This window comes from Thauera sp. ZXT1-4, assembly GCF_052598215.2.
This window is the reverse complement of the sequence record NZ_JBQWSN020000006.1, coordinates 103,561-124,495: the sequence shown is the minus strand read 5'-3', so window position 1 is coordinate 124,495 and position 20,935 is coordinate 103,561. Positions and strand designations below refer to the sequence as shown.

At 64.1% G+C, this 20,935-nt stretch carries 25 protein-coding genes; 22 read left to right on the top strand and 3 right to left on the bottom strand.

The features are described 5' to 3' along the window. Positions 1 to 446: 446 nt before the first annotated feature. The 18 genes from nosZ to ACUH78_RS07090 all read left to right on the top strand — a co-directional run bounded on the left by nosZ (position 447) and on the right by ACUH78_RS07090 (position 16,350). Positions 447 to 2,735, top strand: coding sequence for a Sec-dependent nitrous-oxide reductase (gene nosZ / locus ACUH78_RS07175; protein ID WP_445333062.1), 2,289 nt, complete (start codon positions 447 to 449; stop codon positions 2,733 to 2,735). Between the two features lie 97 nt (positions 2,736 to 2,832). Continuing rightward, on the top strand, positions 2,833 to 3,141 hold the full coding sequence (locus tag ACUH78_RS07170) for a c-type cytochrome (protein ID WP_445333063.1): 309 nt from the start codon (positions 2,833 to 2,835) through the stop codon (positions 3,139 to 3,141). Between the two features lie 92 nt (positions 3,142 to 3,233). Next, entirely contained in the window at positions 3,234 to 3,944 is a 711-nt protein-coding gene (locus ACUH78_RS07165) for a c-type cytochrome (RefSeq protein WP_445333064.1), read from the top strand. Positions 3,945 to 4,036: 92 nt separating this feature from the next. After that, positions 4,037 to 5,029, top strand: a complete 993-nt coding sequence (locus ACUH78_RS07160) for a hypothetical protein (RefSeq protein ID WP_445333065.1) — start codon at positions 4,037 to 4,039, stop codon at positions 5,027 to 5,029. Between the two features lie 15 nt (positions 5,030 to 5,044). Next, positions 5,045 to 6,439 carry a nitrous oxide reductase family maturation protein NosD gene (gene nosD, locus ACUH78_RS07155; protein ID WP_445333066.1) on the top strand — a complete coding sequence of 465 codons (1,395 nt, stop codon included), beginning with the start codon at positions 5,045 to 5,047 and terminating at the stop codon, positions 6,437 to 6,439. Beyond that, positions 6,436 to 7,320 carry a 4Fe-4S dicluster domain-containing protein gene (locus ACUH78_RS07150; protein ID WP_445333067.1) on the top strand — a complete coding sequence of 295 codons (885 nt, stop codon included), beginning with the start codon at positions 6,436 to 6,438 and terminating at the stop codon, positions 7,318 to 7,320. Before nosD ends, ACUH78_RS07150 begins: the two co-directional genes overlap by 4 nt. Continuing rightward, complete coding sequence (locus ACUH78_RS07145) at positions 7,317 to 8,294, top strand: NapH/MauN family ferredoxin-type protein (RefSeq protein WP_445333068.1); 978 nt, start codon at positions 7,317 to 7,319, stop codon at positions 8,292 to 8,294. Before ACUH78_RS07150 ends, ACUH78_RS07145 begins: the two co-directional genes overlap by 4 nt. A gap of 50 nt (positions 8,295 to 8,344) precedes the next feature. Next, positions 8,345 to 9,202 carry an ABC transporter ATP-binding protein gene (locus ACUH78_RS07140; protein ID WP_418363838.1) on the top strand — a complete coding sequence of 286 codons (858 nt, stop codon included), beginning with the start codon at positions 8,345 to 8,347 and terminating at the stop codon, positions 9,200 to 9,202. A gap of 2 nt (positions 9,203 to 9,204) precedes the next feature. Beyond that, positions 9,205 to 9,699: a hypothetical protein gene (locus ACUH78_RS07135; RefSeq protein ID WP_445333069.1), complete on the top strand. Its 495-nt coding sequence runs from the start codon at positions 9,205 to 9,207 to the stop codon at positions 9,697 to 9,699. Positions 9,700 to 9,704: 5 nt separating this feature from the next. After that, on the top strand, positions 9,705 to 10,532 hold the full coding sequence (locus ACUH78_RS07130) for an ABC transporter permease (protein WP_445333070.1): 828 nt from the start codon (positions 9,705 to 9,707) through the stop codon (positions 10,530 to 10,532). Between the two features lie 18 nt (positions 10,533 to 10,550). Next, positions 10,551 to 11,510 (top strand): prenyltransferase, encoded by a 960-nt coding sequence (locus tag ACUH78_RS07125; RefSeq protein WP_445333071.1) that lies wholly within the window; start codon positions 10,551 to 10,553, stop codon positions 11,508 to 11,510. Further along, positions 11,507 to 11,839, top strand: a complete 333-nt coding sequence (locus tag ACUH78_RS07120) for a hypothetical protein (protein WP_445333072.1) — start codon at positions 11,507 to 11,509, stop codon at positions 11,837 to 11,839. Before ACUH78_RS07125 ends, ACUH78_RS07120 begins: the two co-directional genes overlap by 4 nt. Continuing rightward, positions 11,802 to 12,938, top strand: a complete 1,137-nt coding sequence (locus tag ACUH78_RS07115; protein WP_418363843.1) for an ABC transporter permease — start codon at positions 11,802 to 11,804, stop codon at positions 12,936 to 12,938. The genes ACUH78_RS07120 and ACUH78_RS07115 overlap by 38 nt, the downstream gene beginning before the upstream one ends. Before the next feature lie 4 nt (positions 12,939 to 12,942). Further along, entirely contained in the window at positions 12,943 to 13,635 is a 693-nt protein-coding gene (locus tag ACUH78_RS07110; protein WP_445333073.1) for an ABC transporter ATP-binding protein, read from the top strand. Next, a complete protein-coding gene (locus tag ACUH78_RS07105; protein WP_445333074.1) occupies positions 13,632 to 14,642 on the top strand; it encodes a hypothetical protein in 1,011 nt (336 codons plus the stop codon). Before ACUH78_RS07110 ends, ACUH78_RS07105 begins: the two co-directional genes overlap by 4 nt. 5 nt (positions 14,643 to 14,647) lie before the next feature. Further along, positions 14,648 to 15,151, top strand: coding sequence for a TlpA family protein disulfide reductase (locus ACUH78_RS07100; RefSeq protein ID WP_435749989.1), 504 nt, complete (start codon positions 14,648 to 14,650; stop codon positions 15,149 to 15,151). 102 nt (positions 15,152 to 15,253) lie between these two features. Further along, positions 15,254 to 15,865, top strand: coding sequence for a nitrous oxide reductase accessory protein NosL (locus ACUH78_RS07095; RefSeq protein WP_435749988.1), 612 nt, complete (start codon positions 15,254 to 15,256; stop codon positions 15,863 to 15,865). Beyond that, positions 15,862 to 16,350 carry a nitrous oxide reductase accessory protein NosL gene (locus ACUH78_RS07090; protein ID WP_418363848.1) on the top strand — a complete coding sequence of 163 codons (489 nt, stop codon included), beginning with the start codon at positions 15,862 to 15,864 and terminating at the stop codon, positions 16,348 to 16,350. Before ACUH78_RS07095 ends, ACUH78_RS07090 begins: the two co-directional genes overlap by 4 nt. A 75-nt stretch (positions 16,351 to 16,425) precedes the next feature. On the opposite strand, the gene ACUH78_RS07085 is transcribed toward ACUH78_RS07090, so the two are convergent. Beyond that, positions 16,426 to 16,926, bottom strand: coding sequence for a TlpA family protein disulfide reductase (locus ACUH78_RS07085; protein ID WP_418363849.1), 501 nt, complete (start codon positions 16,924 to 16,926; stop codon positions 16,426 to 16,428). Between the two features lie 262 nt (positions 16,927 to 17,188). On the opposite strand from ACUH78_RS07085, the gene ACUH78_RS07080 reads away from it, so the two are divergent. From ACUH78_RS07080 to ACUH78_RS07070, 3 genes are read left to right on the top strand one after another with little or no spacing between them, the layout of a single operon-like run. After that, complete coding sequence (locus ACUH78_RS07080) at positions 17,189 to 17,500, top strand: ElaB/YgaM/YqjD family protein (RefSeq protein ID WP_418363850.1); 312 nt, start codon at positions 17,189 to 17,191, stop codon at positions 17,498 to 17,500. Between the two features lie 4 nt (positions 17,501 to 17,504). Next, positions 17,505 to 17,888, top strand: coding sequence for a phage holin family protein (locus ACUH78_RS07075; RefSeq protein ID WP_445333075.1), 384 nt, complete (start codon positions 17,505 to 17,507; stop codon positions 17,886 to 17,888). Between the two features lie 15 nt (positions 17,889 to 17,903). Then, positions 17,904 to 18,305, top strand: coding sequence for a YqjK-like family protein (locus tag ACUH78_RS07070; protein ID WP_445333076.1), 402 nt, complete (start codon positions 17,904 to 17,906; stop codon positions 18,303 to 18,305). Here the strand turns inward: ACUH78_RS07070 and ACUH78_RS07065 are convergent. After that, entirely contained in the window at positions 18,238 to 19,485 is a 1,248-nt protein-coding gene (locus tag ACUH78_RS07065) for a uracil-xanthine permease family protein (protein WP_445333077.1), read from the bottom strand. The genes ACUH78_RS07070 and ACUH78_RS07065 overlap by 68 nt on opposite strands. Before the next feature lie 121 nt (positions 19,486 to 19,606). Further along, positions 19,607 to 20,239 (bottom strand): uracil phosphoribosyltransferase, encoded by a 633-nt coding sequence (gene upp, locus ACUH78_RS07060; protein ID WP_445333078.1) that lies wholly within the window; start codon positions 20,237 to 20,239, stop codon positions 19,607 to 19,609. A gap of 136 nt (positions 20,240 to 20,375) precedes the next feature. Here upp and ACUH78_RS07055 point away from each other — a divergent pair, with 136 nt between their 5' ends. Beyond that, on the top strand, positions 20,376 to 20,933 hold the full coding sequence (locus ACUH78_RS07055) for a hypoxanthine-guanine phosphoribosyltransferase (RefSeq protein ID WP_418363855.1): 558 nt from the start codon (positions 20,376 to 20,378) through the stop codon (positions 20,931 to 20,933). Positions 20,934 to 20,935 lie beyond the last annotated feature (2 nt).

Below are 20,935 nucleotides of genomic sequence, written 5' to 3'. Positions count from 1 at the left end.
AGAGCAGACAAAGCCCGGATTCGAACATGAATCCACCCGGCCGCGCCAGACATACACAGGGGTTTCAGGATCATATTTTCGCCCAGAGGGCATTCTTGCTCTGCATCAAGTCAATTCTGGATAAGCATTGTATTATTTTCTTGCCCTGTAATTCTTTGACTAAGTCTAGACTTATCCAAGTCGCACCCATTAGGGCTCGCACTATTGATCAATATCAAGCTTTGGAAATTCCGCGCGCCCGATAATTTGTCTGCACCACAGCATCGCCTTTCCGCAAAGGGCGATGAAGAACCGGAAACTTCATATCCGGACGAAGCAGGAGCATGTAGCACTCACCCCTGAGCGGCTCTCGGAACAGCCACCCGGGGACGAGAAAAAAGCGGTGGCTCGCAAGGCCATCAGGGTGAAGGTAGCTCGATTAAGTTGTTTCCTAGGGAGTACCCAAAATGAAAACTCTGGCAGTTAAGACCACAGCCCTGCTCATCGCGGCGGGACTCGGCCTCGGCGCCGGCGCATCGTTTGCCGCCGAATCGCTGCAGGACGTCATGAAGCGTCGCAACCTGACCCAGCAGGATCTGCTGGCGGCAGCCAAGACCTACACCCCTACCGGCGGTCGCGACGAATTCATCGCGCTCAGTTCGGGCGGCCAGTCAGGCCAGATGCTCGTATATGGCATCCCCTCGATGCGTATCCTCAAGTACATCGGCGTGTTCACACCTGAACCCTGGCAAGGCTACGGCTACGACGAGGAGTCCAAGAAGGTGCTCGCCCAGGGCCGGATCGACGGCAAGGACATCACCTGGGGCGACACGCACCACCCGGCGATCTCCGAAACCAATGGCGAGTACGACGGCCAGTTCGTGTTCATCAACGACAAGTCGAACCCGCGTATCGCCGTCATCGACCTGCGTGACTTCGAAACCAAGCAGATCGTCGTCAACCCGATCATGAAGTCGGCCCACGGCGGTGCCTTCGTCACCCCGAACACCGACTACATCATCGAGGCCGCCCAGTACGCCTCGCCGCTCGAGAACCAGAAGTTCTATCCGCTCGAGCAGTTCAACGAGAAGTACCGCGGCGCCGTCACCTACTGGAAGTTCGACCGCGAGCACGGCAAGATCAAGCCCGAAGAGTCCTTCTCGCTCGAACTGCCGCCGTATTCGCAGGACCTTTCCGACTTCGGCAAGCTGGGCTCGGACGGCTGGTCCTTCACCAACAGCTTCTGCACCGAGCGGTACGTCGGTGGCATCGAGAAGGGTCGTCCCCCGTATGAAGCCGGTTGCTCCGCCAAGGACACCGACTACATGCACGTAGTCAACTGGAAGCGCGCTGCCGAGATCGCCAAGGACGACAGCAAGGTCCAGATCATCAACAACCACCGCGTGATCATGATGGAAACGGCGATCAAGGAAGGCATCCTCTTCCTGATCCCCGAGCCGAAGAGCCCGCACGGCGTTGACGTGACTCCGGACGGCAAGTACATCGTCGTGTCCGGCAAGCTCGACACCCACGTGTCGGTGTATTCGTTCGACAAGATCATGGACGCGGTCAAGAACAAGCGCTTCGAGTCCACCGATCCGTACGGCATCCCGGTCATCAGCATGAAGGACACCCTGCACACGCAAGTGCAGGTCGGCCTTGGCCCGCTGCACACCCAGTTCGACTCCAAGGAGTGCGTCGCCTACACCTCGCTGTATGTCGACTCCATGGTTGCCAAGTGGGACTTCTGCAACGGCAAGCTGCTCGACAAGATCTCCATCCACTACAACATCGGCCACCTGATGACGATGGAAGGGGACACCACCAAGCCGAAGGGCAAGTATCTGGTGGCGCTCAACAAGCTGTCGATCGACCGCTTCAACCCGGTCGGTCCGCTGCACCCGCAGAACCACCAGCTGATCGACATCAGCAACGACAAGATGCAGTTGCTGTACGACATGCCGCTGCCGCTGGGCGAGCCGCACTATGTGGCCGCGATTCAGGCTGACAAGCTGAAGCCCGCGATCCGCTACAAGGTCGGCACCAACACCCGTACCGACAGTGTCCACGAAGGCAAGGTGCGCGCGGGCGAGGAAAAGACCGTCCGCGAAGGCAACAAGGTGTCGGTGTATGGCACGCTGATCCGCTCGCACATCACCCCCGAAACCATCGAGGTCGAACAGGGTGACGAGGTTACGGTGTATCTGACCAACCTCGAGCGCGCGCAGGACGAGACCCACGGCTTCACCGTCTCGACCTACAACGTGCACGCGTCCGTCGAGCCGGGCAAGACCGTCTCGGTGAAGTTCACCGCCGACAAGGAAGGTGTGTATCCGTACTACTGCACCGAGTTCTGCTCGGCGCTGCACCTCGAGATGCAGGGTTACCTGCTGGTCAAGCCGAAGGGCTGGGTGGCTGAAGAGGGCGCGACCCTGGCTGCCGCCAACTACACCGAAACCGACTACAAGAACACCTTGAAGAAGGTTGCGGACACCCAGGCGGTGCTCGACCAGGTCGTCGGCTACATCACCTCGGTGAACTACAAGGCCTATCCGGAAGTCGTCGCGCTGATGGAAGACGCGACCGACCAGCTTGGCAAGATGCCGGAAGCCAAGGCCAAGCACGAGGCCGCAGCCGCCAAGCAGGACTGGGAGCAGGCGAACCTGTGGGCCGAGCAAGTGTGGCAGTACCAGGTCAAGGCGGCCGACATCGGTCTGCGCGCCAAGACCTTCCTGGAGCAGAAGGGCGCGAAGTAATAGCGTCTCTCTGGTCTGAAACGAAAATCAAGTAGGTCCATGTCGGGGAGCGAAGCGACAGGCAAGCTCCCCGATATTCTGAGAAGGAAGGAAAACCATGAAACTGATCGCTGCACTGCTCGCATCGGCCTTCATCGCCGCCCCGGCCTCGGCCGCCCTCGATGGTGCCAAGCTGTATATGGAAAAGACCTGTAACGCCTGTCACGGCGCCGACGCCAAGAAGCCCTTGATCCCGACCTATCCCAAGCTCGCCGGGCAGAACGCCGCCTACGCCGAGCAGCAGATGAAGGACATCAAGAGCGGCGCCCGCAACAATGGTCAAACCGCCGCGATGAAGGGCGTGATGCACCTCGTCAATGACGAAGAGATCAAGGCCATCGCAGTCTGGCTCGAGACTCTGCAGTAAGATCGCCGCTGCCTGCCCAGTCGACTAACCGAGCAGGCACGACGACACCCCGGGCGAACCCCCTTCGCCCAGCAACCGAAAAGGACTACACCATGAAGATCTCCGTTCTGCTCGCCGCGCTCCTCTCCGCCAGCGTCGCCTTCGCCGGCCCCCCGGCTCCGAAGAAGACCGGCATCGAAGGCGAGGGCTACGTCTGGAACGCCCAGGAAGGCGAAAAGATGGAAGCCCTGCACCTGAAAGGCGACATCGTCAACGGCGAGGAAGCCTATGAAATCTGCGGCGCCTGTCACCTCCCGTCCGGCGCGGGCCGTCCCGACGGTACCTTCCCGCAGCTTGCCGGCCAGCACACCACCGTGCTGATCAAGCAGATGGCCGACATCCGTGCCGGCCTGCGCGACAACCCGACCATGTATCCCTTCGCCGTGACTCTGGTCGACCCGCAGGAGCTGGCCGACGTTTCTGCCTACATCGAGAGCCTGTGCATCCCGACCGAGCACGGCAAGTACGAAGGCGCCGACGCCGCCATCCAGATCTCCAAGGGCAAGGAGATGTACGAGAAGGACTGCCAGGAATGCCACGGCCCGAACGGCGAAGGCGACAAGGAAAAGTTCTATCCCGTGATCGCCGGCCAGCACTACAAGTACCTGCTGCGCCAGATGACCGAGATCCGTGACGGCCACCGCCGCAACGCGAACCCGGACATGGTCAAGGTCATCAAGCCCTATAACGATGACCAGCTGGTGGCAATCTCGGCCTATCAGGCCAGCCTGAAGATGCCCGGCTCGATGTGCGAAGCGAAGTGATCCTTTAGCGGGCAACCGCTTGCCGTTGCGCGTGCGCATTTTTCCGCCGCGCGCAACGGCATCCCCAACCCCTCTTGCGACCGGAGCTTGAAATGTCTGCAACACAAAACAAGAACGGCCTGATTGCCGGCCTCACGCTGGTAGCCCTGGTAGCGATGGTCGTTGCCTATTTCGCGCCGATCTGGTGGGTTTCCCTCACCGCCCCGAACTACCCGGAAGATGCCTTCCCCGATGGCATCCGCATCCACTTCCATTTTGACGGCGTACATAACGGTTGTTCCACGCCGCCCAAGAAGTCCCGTCTCGCCTCAGAAACCATGGCCGAGGACCTGGGCGAAGGCACCGGCCGCTACAACCCGATCCTGGCCGAGCAGACCACGCTCAGCGGCAAGGCGACCGCGCTCGATTGCGTGCATGAGATGAATACCATCAACCACTACGTGGGCATGTACCCGATCGCCACGGGCGGCCCGGTGGAAACCAAGCTCTCCAAGTTCTTCATCGCCTTCTTCGCCGTGATGCTGGTCACCTTCGCCGTACCTCAGAAGAAAGCCCGTCTCGGCGTCATGATCGTCGGCTTCGGCGCACTGTCCGCCTGGATGATCGTGGACCAGTTTGTCATGGGCAATCTCGCTGCCCACGTCAAGCACTACATGGACGAGTCCGCGACCTTCTTCAACGATCCCGAGCGCATTGCCGCATGGGGCAAGAACGTCGAGGTGATCTCCAAGGTTGCGATCTTCGGCATGATCGCCGCGATGGGCGTAGTGATCTTCGGTGTGATGAAGATTCGCGGTTTCGAATTGCTGCTGGCGCTCATCCCCGGCCTTCTACCGATCTTCTATCTGATCGAGTATTCCGGCTGGCTCTGGTTCTTCGGCCACAACCTCCATCCTTGGGGCGCTTTCACGGTCAAGCCCTTCATGCCCACGGTGTTCGGCGAAGGCAAGGTGGCGCAGTTCTCCACCTATTCCTATCCGCACTGGGGCTACGCCCTGCTGATGGTGGTGTTCGTGTGCCTGATGCTCGCCCTGCTGCTACGCCGCAAGCAATTGCGCGAAGAGCGCGAACAGGCTTCCGCCTGACGGGGATGAACGCACGTGACGATCTTGCACAAGCTGACATTGCTGGCTGCAGCAGTGATGCTTGCCCTTCCGGCCGCGCAGGCCCAGGAGGGTGACGACGAACTCCGGGGCCGCGGCCCCGGGGGCGGCGCGGATTTTTCCACCGCGCCGCGGGTGGATGTACATAAGCCGGTCCAGCTCATCCCGCTCTACATGCGCGACCCGCGCATCCACGGCCTGCAGCCCTTCCAGGAACTGGTCGACAAGACCCCTGAAGGCGGTGTGCTCAAGGTGCCCGCCGGACATTACTCCGGGCCGGTCCACCTGAAGAAGCGGATGGTCATTGAAGCCGCCGGAGATGGCGAAGTGGTCATCGACGGCGGCGACAAGGGCACGGTGTTCGTGCTCGAGACCAACGAAGCCACGCTGCGCAACCTCACCATCACCGGATCAGGCGAGTCCCACGATTCAGACGACGCCTGCCTGAACGTGCGCGGCCACGGCAACCTGATGGAAGGCCTCAACATCGCCGACTGTCTGTTCGGCGTCGACCTCAAGCAGGCCGACCACAACATCCTGCGCAACAGCAAGGTGCGCTCGAAGGACTTCGAGCTCGGCGTGCGTGGCGACGGCATCCGCCTCTGGTACAGCCACGACAACCTGATCGAGAACAATCTCATCACGGATACCCGCGACATGGTGGCCTGGTATTCGCACCGCAACGTCTACCGCGGCAACGAGGGCCGGCGCAGCCGCTACTCGATCCACTTCATGTTCGCCAACGACAACATCGTCGAGTACAACCGCTTCTACGACAACGCGGTCGGCGTGTACTTCATGTACATGGAAGGCGGCGGTGCGCGCGGCAACATCATTTCGCACGCGACCGGCGCCACCGGCATGGGTCTGGGCTTCAAGGAGTCCTCGGACATCTTCCTCGAAGACAACGAGATCATCTACTGCGCCATCGGCGTCGGCTCCGATCTCTCGCCCTTCCAGCCCGACACCACCATTCGCTTCAAGAACAACCGCTTTGCCTACAACGGCGTCGCGGTCTATCTGACCAGCGAGTTGGGTGGAAACGAGATGTACGGCAACGTCTTCGAAGGCAACCTGACCGACGTGTTCCAGGCCGGCCGCGGCCGCGGCGAAGGCCCCAAGAACAAGTGGGCCGGAAACTACTTCGACACCTATCAGGGGTTCGACCGTAACGAGGACGGCTACGGTGACACCCCACATGAAGAATATGCCTATGCGGACCGGATCTGGATGGAGATCCCGAACGCCCGCTTCTTCAAGACTTCGCCAGTCCTCGAGCTGCTCGACTTCCTCGAACGCCTTGCCCCCTTCTCCACACCCGATCTGCAGGCGAAGGACGACAAGCCACTGTACAGGAAGCCAGAACGGCGCACCCCAGGGAGCGCATCATGAGCGAAAACCAGACCCCCCCTCCTGAACCCAAGGCCAGCCCCAAGGCCGAAACCGCCAAGGCTGCCCCGCCCGTATCCAAGGAGCGCAAGCGCCAGGGTCGGCGCAAGGTACTGCGCACGATCCTGCTCACCGGCGGCGTGCTGGGCGCCGGCCTGTCCGGCTACCTGCCGCTGGTCTATGCACGCACCAACCGACTGCGCCCGCCCGGCGCGCTGGACGAGAAGGAATTCCTCTCTTCCTGTATCAAGTGCGGCCAGTGCGTGCAGGTCTGCCCGGTGAATGCGATCAAGCTCGCTGACCTGGTGGACGGCTTTGGCGTTGGCGCCCCCTATATCGATGCGCGCGAACAGGCCTGCGATTTCTCCTGCGATGCGGTCCAGTGCATCCTCGCCTGCCCCACCGGCTCACTGACCTACGAGAAGCCCGACTTCATGCCGGTGCGCGCAGGCGCCGAACTCTCGCAGAAACCCACCCTGATCGCCAAAATGAACGACCCGGAGCCCACGCTCAACCTCACCGAGCGCATGGGCGTGGCGCGGCTGACGCGTCCCGAGTCCTGTCTTGCGATGAAGGGCGAAGGCTTCAAGGGGCAGGCGCGCGGCCCCGACTTCAAGGGCACGATGCGCTACATCAAGGTTGACCGCTGGAAGCCCATCCCGATCGCCGACCACCCCTACGACCTCGAGCTGTGCGATCTGTGCATGCGCGAATGTCCGATCGCCGGCGCGATCTCGCTGGAGAAATTCACCGGCCCCGATGGCACCACGCGTGCTCGGCCGATCGTGCATGAGAACTGCGTAGGATGCGGCGTGTGCGAGATGATCTGCCCGACCGAGCCCGCCTCCATCACCATCATCGCCCGCGAGGTGTGGCAATCATGAGCAAACTGCTGACACGCCGCTACATCGACCAGATCAAGGTGATGTTCGGCAAGGAACCCGACAAGCCCAAGGAAATCTCCCCTGCGGCGCAGAAGATCCACTTCTACAAGAAGAACAACCGCGACGAGATCGCCGAACTCAAGCACATCCGTGCGCACGAGAAGCCCAGTCACAAGTGGCGCAACCGGCGCTGGGCCACGCTGATCTTCGCCAACCTGCTGTTCGTATTCTCCTACTGGCTCGACATCCAGGTGCTCGAGGGCGCGCTGACCGCATCCCGTTTCGTCGGCTTCCACATGGCGGACCTGAACTCTGCCCTGCAGGTGATGCTGGCGCACAAGCACATCATCACCAACCTGCTGATCGGTACCGCGACCGTGCTGCTGCTGTGGGCGCTGCTGGGCGGCCGAACCTTCTGTTCCTGGGTCTGCCCCTATCACCTGGTTGCGGAATGGGCCGAGAAGATCCACCTCTGGCTCGCCAAGAAGAAGCTCGTAACCGACCAGCCCATGGATCGTCGTCTGCGCACCGTGTTCTGGATCATCTTCGCCGCGCTCGCCGTCGTCACCGGGTACACCGTGTTCGAAGCGATTTCGCCCACGGGTATCCTGTCACGCGCGCTGATCTACGGCGTGGGGCTGTCAATCCTGTGGGTCGTGGCCCTGCTCATCTTCGAGATCTTCTTCTCGCGCCGTGCCTGGTGTCGCTACGCTTGCCCGATCGGCCTTACCTATGGCGTGGTCGGCATCATTTCGCCGGTGCGCATCAAGTACAAGCTCGAGGGCTGCTTCCACGAAGGCGACTGCCGCAAGGTCTGCCTGGTGCCGCACGTGCTCGACACGGTCATCAAGGGCCGCGCGATCGAGCCCGAGGTGCCGCTGGGTCCCGACTGCACGCGCTGCGGCCTGTGCGTGGACGCCTGCCCCACTGGCTCACTGAGCTTCGAAGTCAAGGGACTTTCCAAGCTGCTCTGAGATAATGACGACCAGACCCCCAACCCCGCAAAGCACAACAGAGTCGATTCATGATCCGACTAGATAACGTCATCAAAACCTTTCGTGGTGCGCGCGTCCTCAACGGCATCTCGCTCGATGTAGAACTGGGCGAGCGCATTGCCCTCATCGGCTCAAACGGCGCAGGCAAGACCACACTGATCCGCTGCCTGCTCGGGGAGTATGTGCACGACGGCGTTGTGACCATCAATGGCATCAACCCGCGCAAGGCACGTGCCGACGTGCTGGCCGAGGTCGGCTTCGTCCCCCAGTTGCCCCCGCCGCTGAAGATGCCGGTCGGCCAACTGATCGATTTCGCTGCCGGCCTGTGCGGCTCCGATCCCAGGCGCATCGACGACATCGCCAAGCGACTGGGCTTGGAGATCGACACCATTCGATCACGCCAGTTCGTCCGGCTTTCGGGCGGCATGAAGCAGAAGCTGTTGATCGCCATCGCGCTCGGCCGCGATGCCCGACTCCTGATCATGGACGAGCCCGCAGCCAACCTCGATCCCGAGGCGCGCAAGATCTTCTTCGACCTGCTCGCCGAGCGGGTGCAGAACGCGACCATGATCATCTCCAGTCACCGTCTGGACGAAGTCTCCGCCCTCGTGAACCGCGTGATCGAGATGGACACGGGACGCGTCGTGCTTGACGACAAGGTGGCCGACATGGGCGCACTGCATAGCCGCCTCGACTGCCAGATCCTGCTCAAGCAGGCCGATCCGGCCATCGCCAAGGCGCTCGAAAGCTGGAAGTTCAGCTTCGACCCCGCAGCAACGGCATGGAATGGCGAGATCGCCGGCGCCGACCGTCTGCGCTTCCTCGGCGTCGTTTCCCGATACTCCGGCCTGGTCACCAAGCTGGAAATGACAGAAAGGCCCCACTGACCATGTGCGACCAACATCGACGCCAGTTCATGGGAAGTCTGGCGAAGGGGGGGCTTTTGCTCACGCCCCTCGCCGCTGCCCTGTCGGGTTGCCGTGACGACGGCAAATGGCCGGAAGGCATGAAATCCATCATCTGGGACCGCGACACCTGCGTGCGCTGCAATATGGCGATCTCGGACCGCCGCTTCGCGGCCGAATTGCGCGGCGGCCCCAAGGACACCGTGTTCAAGTTCGACGACGTCGGCTGCCTCGTCTTCTGGCTGGAAGAGAAGCGCGATCGCTTCCCGTGGATGGACGACCCCTCCACCCGCATGTGGGTCGCCGACTACAACAGCAAGAGCCGTGACGAGATGACCTGGCACGATCCGCGCCAGGTGCGCTACATCACCCGCACCTCGCCCATGGGCTACAACTACGGCGCAGCGGGCGGTATGAGCGACGGTGAAAGCGTGACCTACGAAGAAATGCGACAGCAGACGCTGGCGAAGGGAAGATAAGACAAATGAAACAGTTCTGGCTCACCGCCCGTCTGGACATCGTGGAATCGCTGCGCGCACGCTGGTTCCAGATCTACACGCTGGTGTTCGGCGGCATCGTCGCACTGCTGTTCCTGTTCGGCCTCACGGAGTCGCGCGTGCTCGGCTTCATTGGCCTGTCGCGCCTGCTGGTCACCTACATCCAGCTCACCATGGCGATCCTGCCGATCTTCGTGCTCATCACCACGGTACGCTCCGTGGCCGGCGACCGCGAGGCGGGCGTGTTCGAGTACCTGCTCTCGCTGCCGGTGTCCCTGTGGGCGTGGTTCTGGGGCAAGTTCGTCGGCCGCTACATCGTCATCTTCCTGCCGGTGTTCGCTGCCATGCTGCTCGCGGTGGGCTGGGCAACGATTCAGGAGATCGAGGTGCCGTGGGGTATGTTCGCCTACTACACCGCACTGATCGCGGCGATGGCGATGTGCTTCCTCGGCTTCGGCATGCTGATCTCATCAATTGCACGCACCACCGACGTCGCACAGGGCGCTGCCTTCCTCGCCTGGCTGATCTTCCTGCTCTTCCTCGATCTGATCCTGCTTGGCGTGATGATCCAGGAGCGCGTTTCCCCCGATATCGCGGTCACGATCGCCCTGGCGAATCCGCTGCAGGTGTTCCGCACCGCAGCGCTGTCGATGTTCGATCCGCACCTGATCGTGCTCGGCCCCTCCGCGTACGTGATCCTCGACCTGTTCGGCGAGGTGGGATACCGCTACTTCGCGGTGCTCTACCCGGCAGCGCTCGGCATCATCAGTGCCGGCGCAGGCTATCTCGTCTTCCGCCGCGGCGATCTGCCCTGATCGTCGGCGCCCGCCTGCATGAACGCCGACAAACCCTGCGACGAAAGCCTCCGCAACCCGTTCCCCAACGGGTTTGCGCGCTACTTCGCAGCCACCCGGCCCGCATTCCTGACGGTGACGCTGGCCGGCTCGCTCATCGGGCTGGGAACTGCGGCCGCCAGCGGGCTGGACATCAACCTGGCGAAGGCACTGGTCACGATCCTGTTCGCACTCGTCGCCCACGCGGGAGCGAACGTCATCAACGACTATTTTGACGCGCTCAACGGCACCGACGGCTTCAACACCGAACTGCTGCATCCCTATACCGGCGGCAGCCGCTTCATCCAGAACGGCTACCTGAGCCTCGCGGAGATGCGCCGCTTCGGCTATCTGCTGCTCGCTGCCGTGATCCCGGGAGGCCTGTGGCTGACCATCCTGTCCGGCCCCGGCCTCGTCGCGATCGGCCTGGCCGGGCTTCTCGTGGCCTGGGCGTATTCCGCGCCGCCGCTGAAGCTGATGTCGCGCGGCATGGGAGAAGGGGCGATCACCGCGGGCTGGCTGCTGGTGGTGCTGGGTACCGATTTCGTACAGCGCGGCGAGTTTTCCTTACTGCCGCTGGTCGCCGGCCTTCCCTTCGCACTGCTCGTGGCAGCCATCCTTTACATCAACCAGTTCCCCGACATGCGTGCCGACGCACAGGCGGGCAAGCGCACCCTGGTCGTGCGCCTCGGCCCGCGTGTTGCCAGCCGCGGCTATGTGCTGCTGGTCGCCTTCGCCTACCTGTGGCTGGCCGGGGCGCTCGCCGGCGGACAGCTCCCGTGGGCCGCGGCCATCGCCCTGCTGCCGCTGGTGTTCTCCGTCAACGCGGCGCGCCAGCTACTCGCCCATGCGATGTCGCCGCAGCGGCTGGTGCCACCGATCCGCAACACCATCGCCGCCGCGAACCTCAGCGGCCTGCTGCTCGCGCTCGGCCTGGGCGCGGCGCGCCTCCTGGCATGAGCAGACCGTCGAACCGGGTGCTCGGCACGGTGCTCATCGCCGCCGCCCTCTTCGGCGGCACCTTCCTCGACGCAGCGCGGCAGCGTGCCGCACACGAGCCTGCGCTGCAGCACACCGAAGCCCTGGTCGAGCGCCTGCGCCTCTCGGATATCGCGCTGTTCACCGAAGCGCGCTACACGCGCCACCTTACGCAGGCCGATCTGCACTCGCCCTTTCAGGACCACCCCGTGGCGCTGGAACACTTTCCCTCGGGCTCCCTGCTCCCGCCACCGAAGAATCTGCTGAGTCGCCATGAACCCCTGGATCGAGAAGCAGCGCCATCTGATTGACTTCACCGCCAGCTCGCTGGCCCGGCGCAAGTCCCGGAGCCTGGGCCTGCTGTTCGTCTATACCTTGCTGGTGTTCGTGCTCGCCTCGGTGGCGCTGTACACCCATGCGCTGCGCAACGAGGCCACGCGTGTGCTCGCGGGCACGCCCGAGATCGTGCTGCAGCGACTGATCGCCGGTCGCCACGACCTGATTCCGCCTGGCTACCTCGACGACGTCGGCCGCCTGCGCGGGGTGCAGAAGATCGAAGGGCGGCTGTGGGGCTACTACTACGACAGCGTGATGAAGGCGAACTACACCTTCATGGTGGCGACCGACCGCGAGATCGCAGAGGGCGAGATCATCGTCGGCCCTGCGCTGGAGCGCTCTCGCGGGCTGGCCGCCGGTAACGGCATCTCCTTCCGCTCGTATTCGGGCGAACTGCACACCTTCATCATCAACGATGTGCTGCCGCACGAGTCGGAACTCGTCAGCGCCGACCTGGTGCTGCTCAACGAGGCCGACTTCCGCCGCTTCTTTTCCTACCCCGAGGGCCACTACACCGACATCGCGCTGTGGGTGGCGAACCCGAACGAGGTGCGCAACGTCGGTCTCAAGCTGATGGAGAAGCTCCCGGATTCACGCCCCATCCTGCGCGAGGAGGTGCTGCGCACCTATGCCTCGATCTTCGACTGGCGCGAGGGCATGATGCTGGCGCTGCTGTCCGCCGCCATCCTCGCCTTCGGCATCTTCGCGTGGGAAAAGGCGGCGGGGCTGTCCGCCGAGGAGAAGCGCGAGATCGGCATCCTCAAGGCCATCGGCTGGGAAACCGGCGACGTGATCGCGATGAAGTTCTGGGAGGGCTTCCTGATCTCCGTGCTCGCCTTCCTGATCGGCTACATCGCCGCCTACGTACACGTGTTCCACGGAAACTTCGGCTTGCTGCAGCCGGTCCTCAAGGGGTGGGCGGTGCTGTATCCGAGCTTCTCGCTGACACCGAAGATCGACGGCCTGCAGGTGGCGACGCTGTTCCTGTTCACGGTGCTGCCCTACACCGCGGCGACGCTCGTGCCGATCTGGCGCGCTGCGACCACCGATCCCGACACCGTGATGCGGGGCTGAGACCATGCTCGAACTCGCCAACATCCGCAAGGCCTTCAACCAGGGCCAGCACAACGAATTCTGGGCGCTGAAGGGCATCGACATCGACATCCCGCCGGCGCAGGTAAACGTGCTCAAGGGTCCGTCCGGCTCGGGCAAGACCACGCTGCTCACCATTCTCGGCTGCCTCGCGCGGCCCACCGAGGGCCGGGTGCGGCTCAAGGGCGAAGACATCTCAGGCCTGCCCGAGCGCTTCCTGACCGAGATCCGTCGCAGCACCTTCGGCTTCATCTTCCAGCAGTTCAACCTGGTGCGGGGCCTGACGGCGATCGAAAACATCATCCTGCCCGGCTACCCCAGCGGCACGCCGCGCGCCTGTCTGCTCGAACGCGCCGAGGCGCTGCTCGCAGACATGCAGCTCTCCCACCGGCGCGACGCGAAGGTGGAATGGCTCTCCGGCGGCGAGCAGCAGCGCGTGGCGATCTGCCGCGCGCTGATCAACGACCCCGAGATCCTGATCGCAGACGAGCCCACGGCCAACCTCGACAGCAAGCTCTCGGCCGAATTCCTCGTCATCCTGCAGCGCCTCGCCGCAGCCGGCCGCACCGTGATCCTCACCAGCCACGACCCGCTGGTGGTCGAGTCCGATGTGGTGGACCGCGTGTATTCACTGCGCGACGGTGCGCTCATCGACGTGCACGACAAGGCCGCCGCATGATCTTCCAGCCCGCCATCATCGCCCTGCTGATGGCCGCCAGCCTGAGCCTGGTCATGCTGGTGGCAGCCTCACCCTTCGCCGTTAACCTGATCCGCCACTGGGACATCGGCAGCGGCAGCGAGCGCCAGCTCCGGCTCGAGCGTATGACCTACCTGTTCTCGATGCTGGTGGCACTGGTCTGCGGCCTGCAGTTGCTCGCCACCCTGCTGTTCGTCTTCAACGCCGACAAGATGTCGGTGATGTTCGTGGGTGCAATGTGCGCGGTGGGCGCGCTGAACGCCAATGAGTACGGTTTTCCGGCGCTGTACGCACAACTGACGCTGTTCTTCGTCGCCTCGACCTGGCTGGCCGTCAATCGACTGGACAACGCCGCGCGCGACTATCCACTCATCCGCATCAAGTACACGATGCTGCTCGCCTACGCCCCGCTCGCGGCGGTGGTGCTGTGGCTGCAGTTCAACTACTTCATCAACCTCGAGGCCGATGTCATCACCTCGTGCTGCGGCAGCATGTTCTCGGAAGAGGCCGACACCGTGGCCAGCGAGGTCAGCGCCATGGCGCCGCGCAGCGCGATGATCCTGTTCTACGCCGTGCTTTCGCTCGCCACCGCGATCGCCTTCTGGCACTGGAAGAGCGCCGGTCGCCGCATCTGGAGCGGACTTGCGGTGGGCGCAAGTTCAATCGCCGCCTTCTTCGTGGCACTGATGGGCGTGGTCGCGTTCATATCGCTGTACATCTACGAGCACCCCAACCATCACTGCCCGTTCTGCATCCTCAAGCCCGAGTACGATTACCAGGGCTATGCGCTCTACGTGCCGCTGTTCGCCGCGGCCGCAGCCGGCCTGTCGGCCGGCGTGCTCACACTGTTCGCGCATCGACCCAGCCTTTCCGAGCTGGCTCCCGGGGCGAGCGCACGCCTGGCCGGAATCGCCGCAGCGGGCTTCGCCATCTTCCTGGCGGTGGCGAGCTTCATGGTGCTGCGCTCCAACCTGATCCTGCTCGAGTGACGTCCATGCCGATGACGCGCCTGCTTGCCATGCTTGCCTGCACCCTGCTCACCGCCTGCGGCGGCCCCGACGCCGGCCCCGGAACGGGCAGCCCTGCCCCGCGCTTCGAAGCCGTCGACCTCGACGGCAGCGTGCGCAAGTTCCCCGAGGACTACGCAGGGCGTCCGGTCATCCTCGATTTCTGGGCGGACTGGTGCCGTTACTGCGCCAGCCACATGCAGCGCGTGGATGCCCTGCAGCGCGAGCATGCGGACAGCGGCCTGGCCGTGATCGCCATCAACGTCGCACAGGACCGCGCAACCGCCGCGACCTTCATCGAAAAGCTTGGCGTCAGCTACTCGAGCGTGCTCGACCCCGACTCGCGCATCACCCGTCAGTACGGTGTCCAGGGCCTGCCGATCACCTACTTCATCGACAAGGACGGGCGCATCGCCGGCAAGATCATCGGCGAAGCAGACGAGAAACTGCTCCTCAATCAGCTTTCTCTCATCCTTTCTGCACATGAGTAGACAAAGGTCAAGGCTGTTTCAGCCATTCGGAGGGACGATCCTCCGCGCGGCGCCCATTTTCCAATACCGCCGGCATGCACCGGCACACTCGAGGAGTGCAACATGGATCGCAGAGAAGCCCTGAAGATGTCCGTCCTGGCCAGCATCGGCATGGCCGCAGCCAGCAAGACCAGCGCGCAGACAAACTGTCCCGCCGACGGCACCCCGGCCCAGTTCATCCCCAAGACGGCGCCCGATGCCCAGCCCCAGGCCGACGACATCGCCAAGTATCCCAAATGCCCGTACTGCGGCATGGACCGCAAGCAGTACCACCACTCTCGGATGGTCGTGCACTACGCGGACGACCTCGCCGACGGCACCTGTTCCCTGCATTGCTCGGCGATCAGCCTGTCGCTGAACATCGACCGCGACCCGAAGGCGATCTGGGTAGGCGACAACGCCGTCGAAGGTGATACCAAACCGCTGGTCGAGGTCGAGAAAGCCAGCTTCCTGGTCGGCAGCAAGCTGCCCGGCGTGATGACCGCACGCAGCAAGGTCGCCTACGGCTCTGCCGACGCGGCCAAGGCCTCGCAGGCGGCCAACGGCGGCGAGATCACCGATTTCGACGGCGCGCTGCTCGCCGCCTACACCGACATGTCGGCCGACGTCAGCCGCATCCGCAAGAACCGCGCCGAGCGCCGGCGGAAGATGATGGAGAAGCAGAACAAGTCATGAAGACCCTGCTCGCTCTCGTGTTCGCGGCCTGGACGAGCCTCGCGCTCGCCCAGGCCCCCGCGGCGGATCTGCCCAAGCCGGGCGAGAAGGATCTGTGCCCGGTGTGCGGCATGCTCACCGCGAAGTACCCCAACTGGATCGCGACCATCGTCTACAAGGACGGGCATGCGCACTTCTTCGACGGAGCCAAGGACATGTTCAAGTTCTGGCATGACCCTGGCAAGTATGCCGCCGGCCACAGCCGCGACCAGATCGAGCGCATCGCCGTGACCGAGTACTACGGCCTCACCTCGATCGACGCCAAGGCTGCGTACTACGTCGTCGGCTCGGACGTACTCGGCCCCATGGGGCACGAGTTCGTACCGCTGGAAACCGAAGAGGACGCGGCCGATTTCCTCAAGGAGCACAAGGGTGTGCGCATCCTGCGCTTCGACGAGGTCAGCGCCGAATTGCCGGTGATGCTCGACAAGGGACTTTTCGAGTAAGCCCCGACCGGGCGCAAGCGCGCCTCGCGCACCCCAGGCCGGCCGCGAAACCCGTTTTCGCGGCCGGCTTTTTCGTCACTGCAACAGCAACGCGGCGGAAGCCTCCAGGTCCGCCCGTCGCACCACGCCCATCTTGCTGCCCACCGGCTTGCCGTCGCGGCCGATATATACGGTGAAGGGCAGGCCCGCCTGCGCGTTGCCCAGCGCCTTCATGAGCGGGATCCCATCCTTGCCCGCCACCGCCACCGGGTAGCTCATGTCATAGGCCTTGGCAAAGTCGCGCACGCTCTCGAGCTTGTCCTCGGCCTCCACCGAGACCCCGACCACCTCGATGCCGTCCTCGCCCTGTGCCTCGCGCAGCCGCACGAGCTCCGGGATCTCATCGCGGCACGGCCCGCACCAGCGCGCCCAGAAATTGACGATGAGCGGACGGCCGCGGAACTGCGCCATGTCGACCGGCGCGCCATCCAGACCGGTCATCTTCGCCGCGAAGAAGGCTTCGGTATCGATGCCCTCGGTGGCGTTTGCATTCATGAGGAGGCCGAAGCCGAGTACGGCGACAAGCTTGCGGATCATGGCGGGCGTTCCTTGAGTTCGTTCGGGTGAAATGGATTGAATGGCCCCAGCGGGTTGGCATGGCGGGCCTGCCTGCAGGGCAAACATGGCGCGATTGTGCCAAGCATGGTCATGGACCGCCTGGAGCGGGATCAATTCCCGCTAGGTCTTGTCAAAGACGCGTCGCAAGTGCTTACGCCGCCTGCATTGACTTCGGTCGATGCAGAGCGTAGCCTTTGTTCAAGCCTCAGCGCCTCTTTCAATGCAACACAGGAGACTCAACATGAGCACGACCGCCCAACCCTCGAAGGACAAACTCGTCGACGACCTCAAGCTACTGATTTCGGACGCAGAAGAACTCCTCAAGCTCACTGCCGACCAGCAAGGCGGCAAGCTCGACGATCTGCGCGCGCGCATCAACACCCGCGTCGCAGTTGCCAAGGATCGCCTGAGCGACGCCGAAGCCGCCCTCGTCGACTCCGGCAAGAAGGCCGTGCGGGCCACCGACGACTATGTGCACGAGAACCCCTGGCAGTCGGTCGGGGTCGCCGCCGGCGTCGCCTTCCTACTGGGTCTGCTGGTCAGCCGCCGCTGAGTCGATGAGCGACGGACCTCGGCCGCGCCTGGCCGACAGCCTGCACGGCATCCTCGACGCCGGCCTGCAGACGGCGCAGACGCGGCTCGAACTGCTCGCGGTCGAGTTGCAGGAAGGGAAGCTCCGTCTCACCGGCTTGGCGCTGAACACCGTGCTGGCCGGGCTGTTGCTCGGCTTCGGACTGGTGTTCGTGATGATCTTCCTGACCGTGCTGTTCTGGGAGGATCACCGCCTGCTCGCGCTCGGTATTTCCACTGCGATCTGCATCGGCGGCGGGCTGCTGGCCGCGAGCAACGCGGCGCGTGCCTTCCGCGCAGGCACGAAGCTGTTCTCTGCCAGCCTCGCCGAACTCGCACGCGACCGCGCCGCCCTCCGGAAACCGGACTGAGCTCCACGCCCACGCATGGACACCCGCCACCTCGACCTCGCGCTGCGCAAGCAGAAGCTTCAACTGCGTGCCGACGCGCAGCGCGAGGATCTTTCGCGCCGGCTCGACGGCATCGACGGCGCCCTAGATCGCGCCGATGGCCTGCGCGAGCACCTCGCATGGGCCAAGGAGCGCATTCCGGTGCTATCGGTGGCCTTGATCACCGTGCTGCTGGTGCGGCCGCGGTTCACGCTGCGCCTGGCCAAGCGCGCCTGGGTGGGCTGGCTGCTGGTGCGCCAGGTGCGCGGCGGCCGGCTGTCCGCCCTGCTGCCCGCCGCGGTGCCGTTGTTGCGCGGGCTGCTGGCGCTGATCAGACGCCGGCTCGAGCCTTCGGCAGGATCAGGTTCAGCAACACCGCGACGACGCCGCACAGGCTGACGCCCTGCAGCGTCATGCCGTCGAAGTTCAGCGCCAGACCGCCGATCCCCATCACCAGCACCGAAGACACGATCACCAGGTTGCGCGGCTCTTCCAGATCCACGCGCGCCTTGATCAGCGTGTTCAGGCCCACGCTCGCCACCGAGCCGAACATCAGCATCATGATCCCACCCATCACCGGCACCGGAATGGAGGCCAGCAGCGCGTTGAACTTGCCAAAGAAGGCGAGGATCACCGCCAGCACCGCCGCCCAGGTCATGATCGCCGGGTTGAAGTTCTTGGTCAGCGTGACCGCGCCGGTCACTTCCGAGTAGGTGGTGATCGGGGGGCCGCCGATCAGCCCCGCGAACAGCACGCCGGCACCGTCGCCCGCCAGGGTGCGGTGCAGACCGGGCTTCTCGGTGTAGTCCTTTCCGGTCACGCCGCCGATCGCGAGCACGTCGCCGACGTGCTCGATCGCCGGCGCCAGCGCCACCGGCAGCATGAACAGCACCGCAGCAAGCTCGAAGCTCGGGGTGACGAACTGCGGCATCACGAACCAGGGCGCCGCCCCCACCGCAGCGAAATCGACCAGTCCGAACAGGATCGCCGCCACGTAGCCCGCCCCCACCCCGCACAGGATGGGCACCAGCTTCAGGAAGCCGCGCGCGAACACCGCAACCAGCACCGTGGTCCCGAAGGAGATCCCTGCCACGATAAGCGCAGTGGCGTAGGGCACGAGCTCGATCTTGCCGTCGCCACTGCGCCCCATCGCCATGTTGACGCCCACGGCGGCGAGGGATAGACCGATGATCATGATGATCGGCCCCACCACCACCGGCGGCATGTAGCGGTGCACGATGTCGGCACCATGCTTCCACACCAGGCCGGCAAAGACGAAATACATCAGCGATACGCAAGCGAGCGCGCCCATGGTGGCGGGGATGCCCCAGGTCTGGATGCTGAAGATGATCGGCGCGATGAAGGCGAAGCTGGAGCCGAGGAAAATCGGCACCTGACGCCCGGTAATGAACTGGAACAGCAGCGTACCGACCCCCGCGCCGAGCAATGCGAGCGCGGGATTCAGCCCGGTGAGCAGCGGCACCAGCACCAGCGCACCGAAGGCGACGAACAGGATCTGGGCGCCGGAAATGACCTGCCGCCACAGGGGCTCGGCAGACTGGATGGGAATTTCACGCATGAGGGTTCTCCGCCGGACGCACGCGGCCGGGGTGCCGCGCAGCCGGCATGGTTGTCGTTATCGATGAAACGGTGATGATGCGGTGGCGGCAGCCGCACACGCGCCTGCCGTCGCCACAGGCTCAGTTGTGCCGCGTGCCGAAGATCTTGTCGCCCGCGTCGCCCAGGCCGGGGATGATGTAGCCGTGCTCGTTGAGGTGGCTGTCGATGCTTGCGGTGTAGATGTCGACGTCGGGGTGCTTCTCGTTCATCAGTGCGATGCCCTCGGGCGCCGCCACCAGCACCAGCGCGCGCACGTGGGTGCAGCCCTTGCGCTTGAGCATGTCTACGGTGGCCACCATGGAGCCGCCGGTGGCGAGCATGGGGTCGATGATCAGCGCCATGCGCTCATTCAGCTGGCCGACGAATTTCTCGAAGTAGGGCGCGGGCTGCAGGGTTTCCTCGTTGCGTGCGATACCGACCACGCTTACCTTGGCGCTCGGCACCATGTCGAGCACGCCGTCCAGCATGCCCAGGCCGGCACGCAGAATGGGCACCACGGTGACCTTCTTGCCCTTGATCTGCTCGATCTCGACCGGCCCGGCCCAGCCCTGGATCTCGACCGTCTCGAGCGGGAAGTCCTGGCACGCCTCGTATGCCAGCAGACGGGCGAGCTCGGCGGTGAGCTCGCGGAACTTCTTGGTGCTGATGTCGCCTTCGCGCATCAGGCCGATCTTGTGGCGCACGAGCGGATGGCGGATTTCGTGGATGGGCATGGCGGTTTCCGGGCGGCAGCGATGATGCGCCTTCTTTTACCGCGCCGTCGCATGGCGCACAAGCACCCCGACGCTGCAAACGGCTAAAATGCGGGGCCGAATTGAACGCAGCTCGAACGCCTGCAGGATTCAGCCCATGTCTCTCGACCTCGAAGAAATCCGCCGCGCCCTCGACGAAGCCGACTGCCTCGCCGATGCAGGCACCGTCGAAGCCGCCCTCGACCGCATGGCCGTGGAGATCACCGCGCGCCTGGCCGGCACCAACCCGCTCGTCTATGCGGTAATGAACGGCGGCCTCATCCTCGCCGGCCGCATCCTGCCGCGCCTGCCCTTCCCGCTCGAGGTCGCCTACCTGCACGCCACCCGCTACGGCCACGCGCTGCAGGGCACACTGCTCGACTGGCGGGTACGCCCCACGCAGGACCTGCGCGGACGCACCGTGCTGGTGCTCGACGACATCCTCGATGAAGGCCACACGCTCAAGGCCATCATCGAACACCTGAAGGAAGAAGGCGCCGCCGAGGTGCTGTCCGCGGTGCTGGTGCACAAGCTGCACGAGCGCAAGGCCGCCCCGGGCATGCGCGCGGACTTTTCCGGCCTCGACATCGCCGACCGCTTCCTGTTCGGCTGCGGCATGGATTACAAGGGCTACTGGCGCAACGCGCCCGGCATCTACGCCGTCAAGGGCCTCTGAGC

Bases quoted from the DNA above. Each gene is read 5' to 3' on its own strand.
- ACUH78_RS07145 (WP_445333068.1), top strand. From the start codon at position 7,317: ATGAGCAAACTGCTGACACGCCGCTACATCGACCAGATCAAGGTGATG.
- ACUH78_RS07120 (WP_445333072.1), top strand. From the start codon at position 11,507: ATGAGCAGACCGTCGAACCGGGTGCTCGGCACGGTGCTCATCGCCGCC.
- ACUH78_RS07160 (WP_445333065.1), top strand. From the start codon at position 4,037: ATGTCTGCAACACAAAACAAGAACGGCCTGATTGCCGGCCTCACGCTG.
- ACUH78_RS07075 (WP_445333075.1), top strand. From the start codon at position 17,505: ATGAGCGACGGACCTCGGCCGCGCCTGGCCGACAGCCTGCACGGCATC.
- ACUH78_RS07090 (WP_418363848.1), top strand. From the start codon at position 15,862: ATGAAGACCCTGCTCGCTCTCGTGTTCGCGGCCTGGACGAGCCTCGCG.
- ACUH78_RS07100 (WP_435749989.1), top strand. From the start codon at position 14,648: ATGCCGATGACGCGCCTGCTTGCCATGCTTGCCTGCACCCTGCTCACC.
- ACUH78_RS07080 (WP_418363850.1), top strand. From the start codon at position 17,189: ATGAGCACGACCGCCCAACCCTCGAAGGACAAACTCGTCGACGACCTC.
- ACUH78_RS07165 (WP_445333064.1), top strand. From the start codon at position 3,234: ATGAAGATCTCCGTTCTGCTCGCCGCGCTCCTCTCCGCCAGCGTCGCC.
- ACUH78_RS07110 (WP_445333073.1), top strand. From the start codon at position 12,943: ATGCTCGAACTCGCCAACATCCGCAAGGCCTTCAACCAGGGCCAGCAC.
- ACUH78_RS07105 (WP_445333074.1), top strand. From the start codon at position 13,632: ATGATCTTCCAGCCCGCCATCATCGCCCTGCTGATGGCCGCCAGCCTG.
- ACUH78_RS07065 (WP_445333077.1), bottom strand. From the start codon at position 19,485: ATGCGTGAAATTCCCATCCAGTCTGCCGAGCCCCTGTGGCGGCAGGTC.
- ACUH78_RS07125 (WP_445333071.1), top strand. From the start codon at position 10,551: ATGAACGCCGACAAACCCTGCGACGAAAGCCTCCGCAACCCGTTCCCC.
- ACUH78_RS07095 (WP_435749988.1), top strand. From the start codon at position 15,254: ATGGATCGCAGAGAAGCCCTGAAGATGTCCGTCCTGGCCAGCATCGGC.
- ACUH78_RS07150 (WP_445333067.1), top strand. From the start codon at position 6,436: ATGAGCGAAAACCAGACCCCCCCTCCTGAACCCAAGGCCAGCCCCAAG.
- ACUH78_RS07135 (WP_445333069.1), top strand. From the start codon at position 9,205: ATGTGCGACCAACATCGACGCCAGTTCATGGGAAGTCTGGCGAAGGGG.
- ACUH78_RS07115 (WP_418363843.1), top strand. From the start codon at position 11,802: ATGAACCCCTGGATCGAGAAGCAGCGCCATCTGATTGACTTCACCGCC.
- ACUH78_RS07130 (WP_445333070.1), top strand. From the start codon at position 9,705: ATGAAACAGTTCTGGCTCACCGCCCGTCTGGACATCGTGGAATCGCTG.
- ACUH78_RS07070 (WP_445333076.1), top strand. From the start codon at position 17,904: ATGGACACCCGCCACCTCGACCTCGCGCTGCGCAAGCAGAAGCTTCAA.
- ACUH78_RS07055 (WP_418363855.1), top strand. From the start codon at position 20,376: ATGTCTCTCGACCTCGAAGAAATCCGCCGCGCCCTCGACGAAGCCGAC.
- ACUH78_RS07140 (WP_418363838.1), top strand. From the start codon at position 8,345: ATGATCCGACTAGATAACGTCATCAAAACCTTTCGTGGTGCGCGCGTC.
- ACUH78_RS07170 (WP_445333063.1), top strand. From the start codon at position 2,833: ATGAAACTGATCGCTGCACTGCTCGCATCGGCCTTCATCGCCGCCCCG.
- upp (WP_445333078.1), bottom strand. From the start codon at position 20,239: ATGCCCATCCACGAAATCCGCCATCCGCTCGTGCGCCACAAGATCGGC.
- ACUH78_RS07085 (WP_418363849.1), bottom strand. From the start codon at position 16,926: ATGATCCGCAAGCTTGTCGCCGTACTCGGCTTCGGCCTCCTCATGAAT.
- nosZ (WP_445333062.1), top strand. From the start codon at position 447: ATGAAAACTCTGGCAGTTAAGACCACAGCCCTGCTCATCGCGGCGGGA.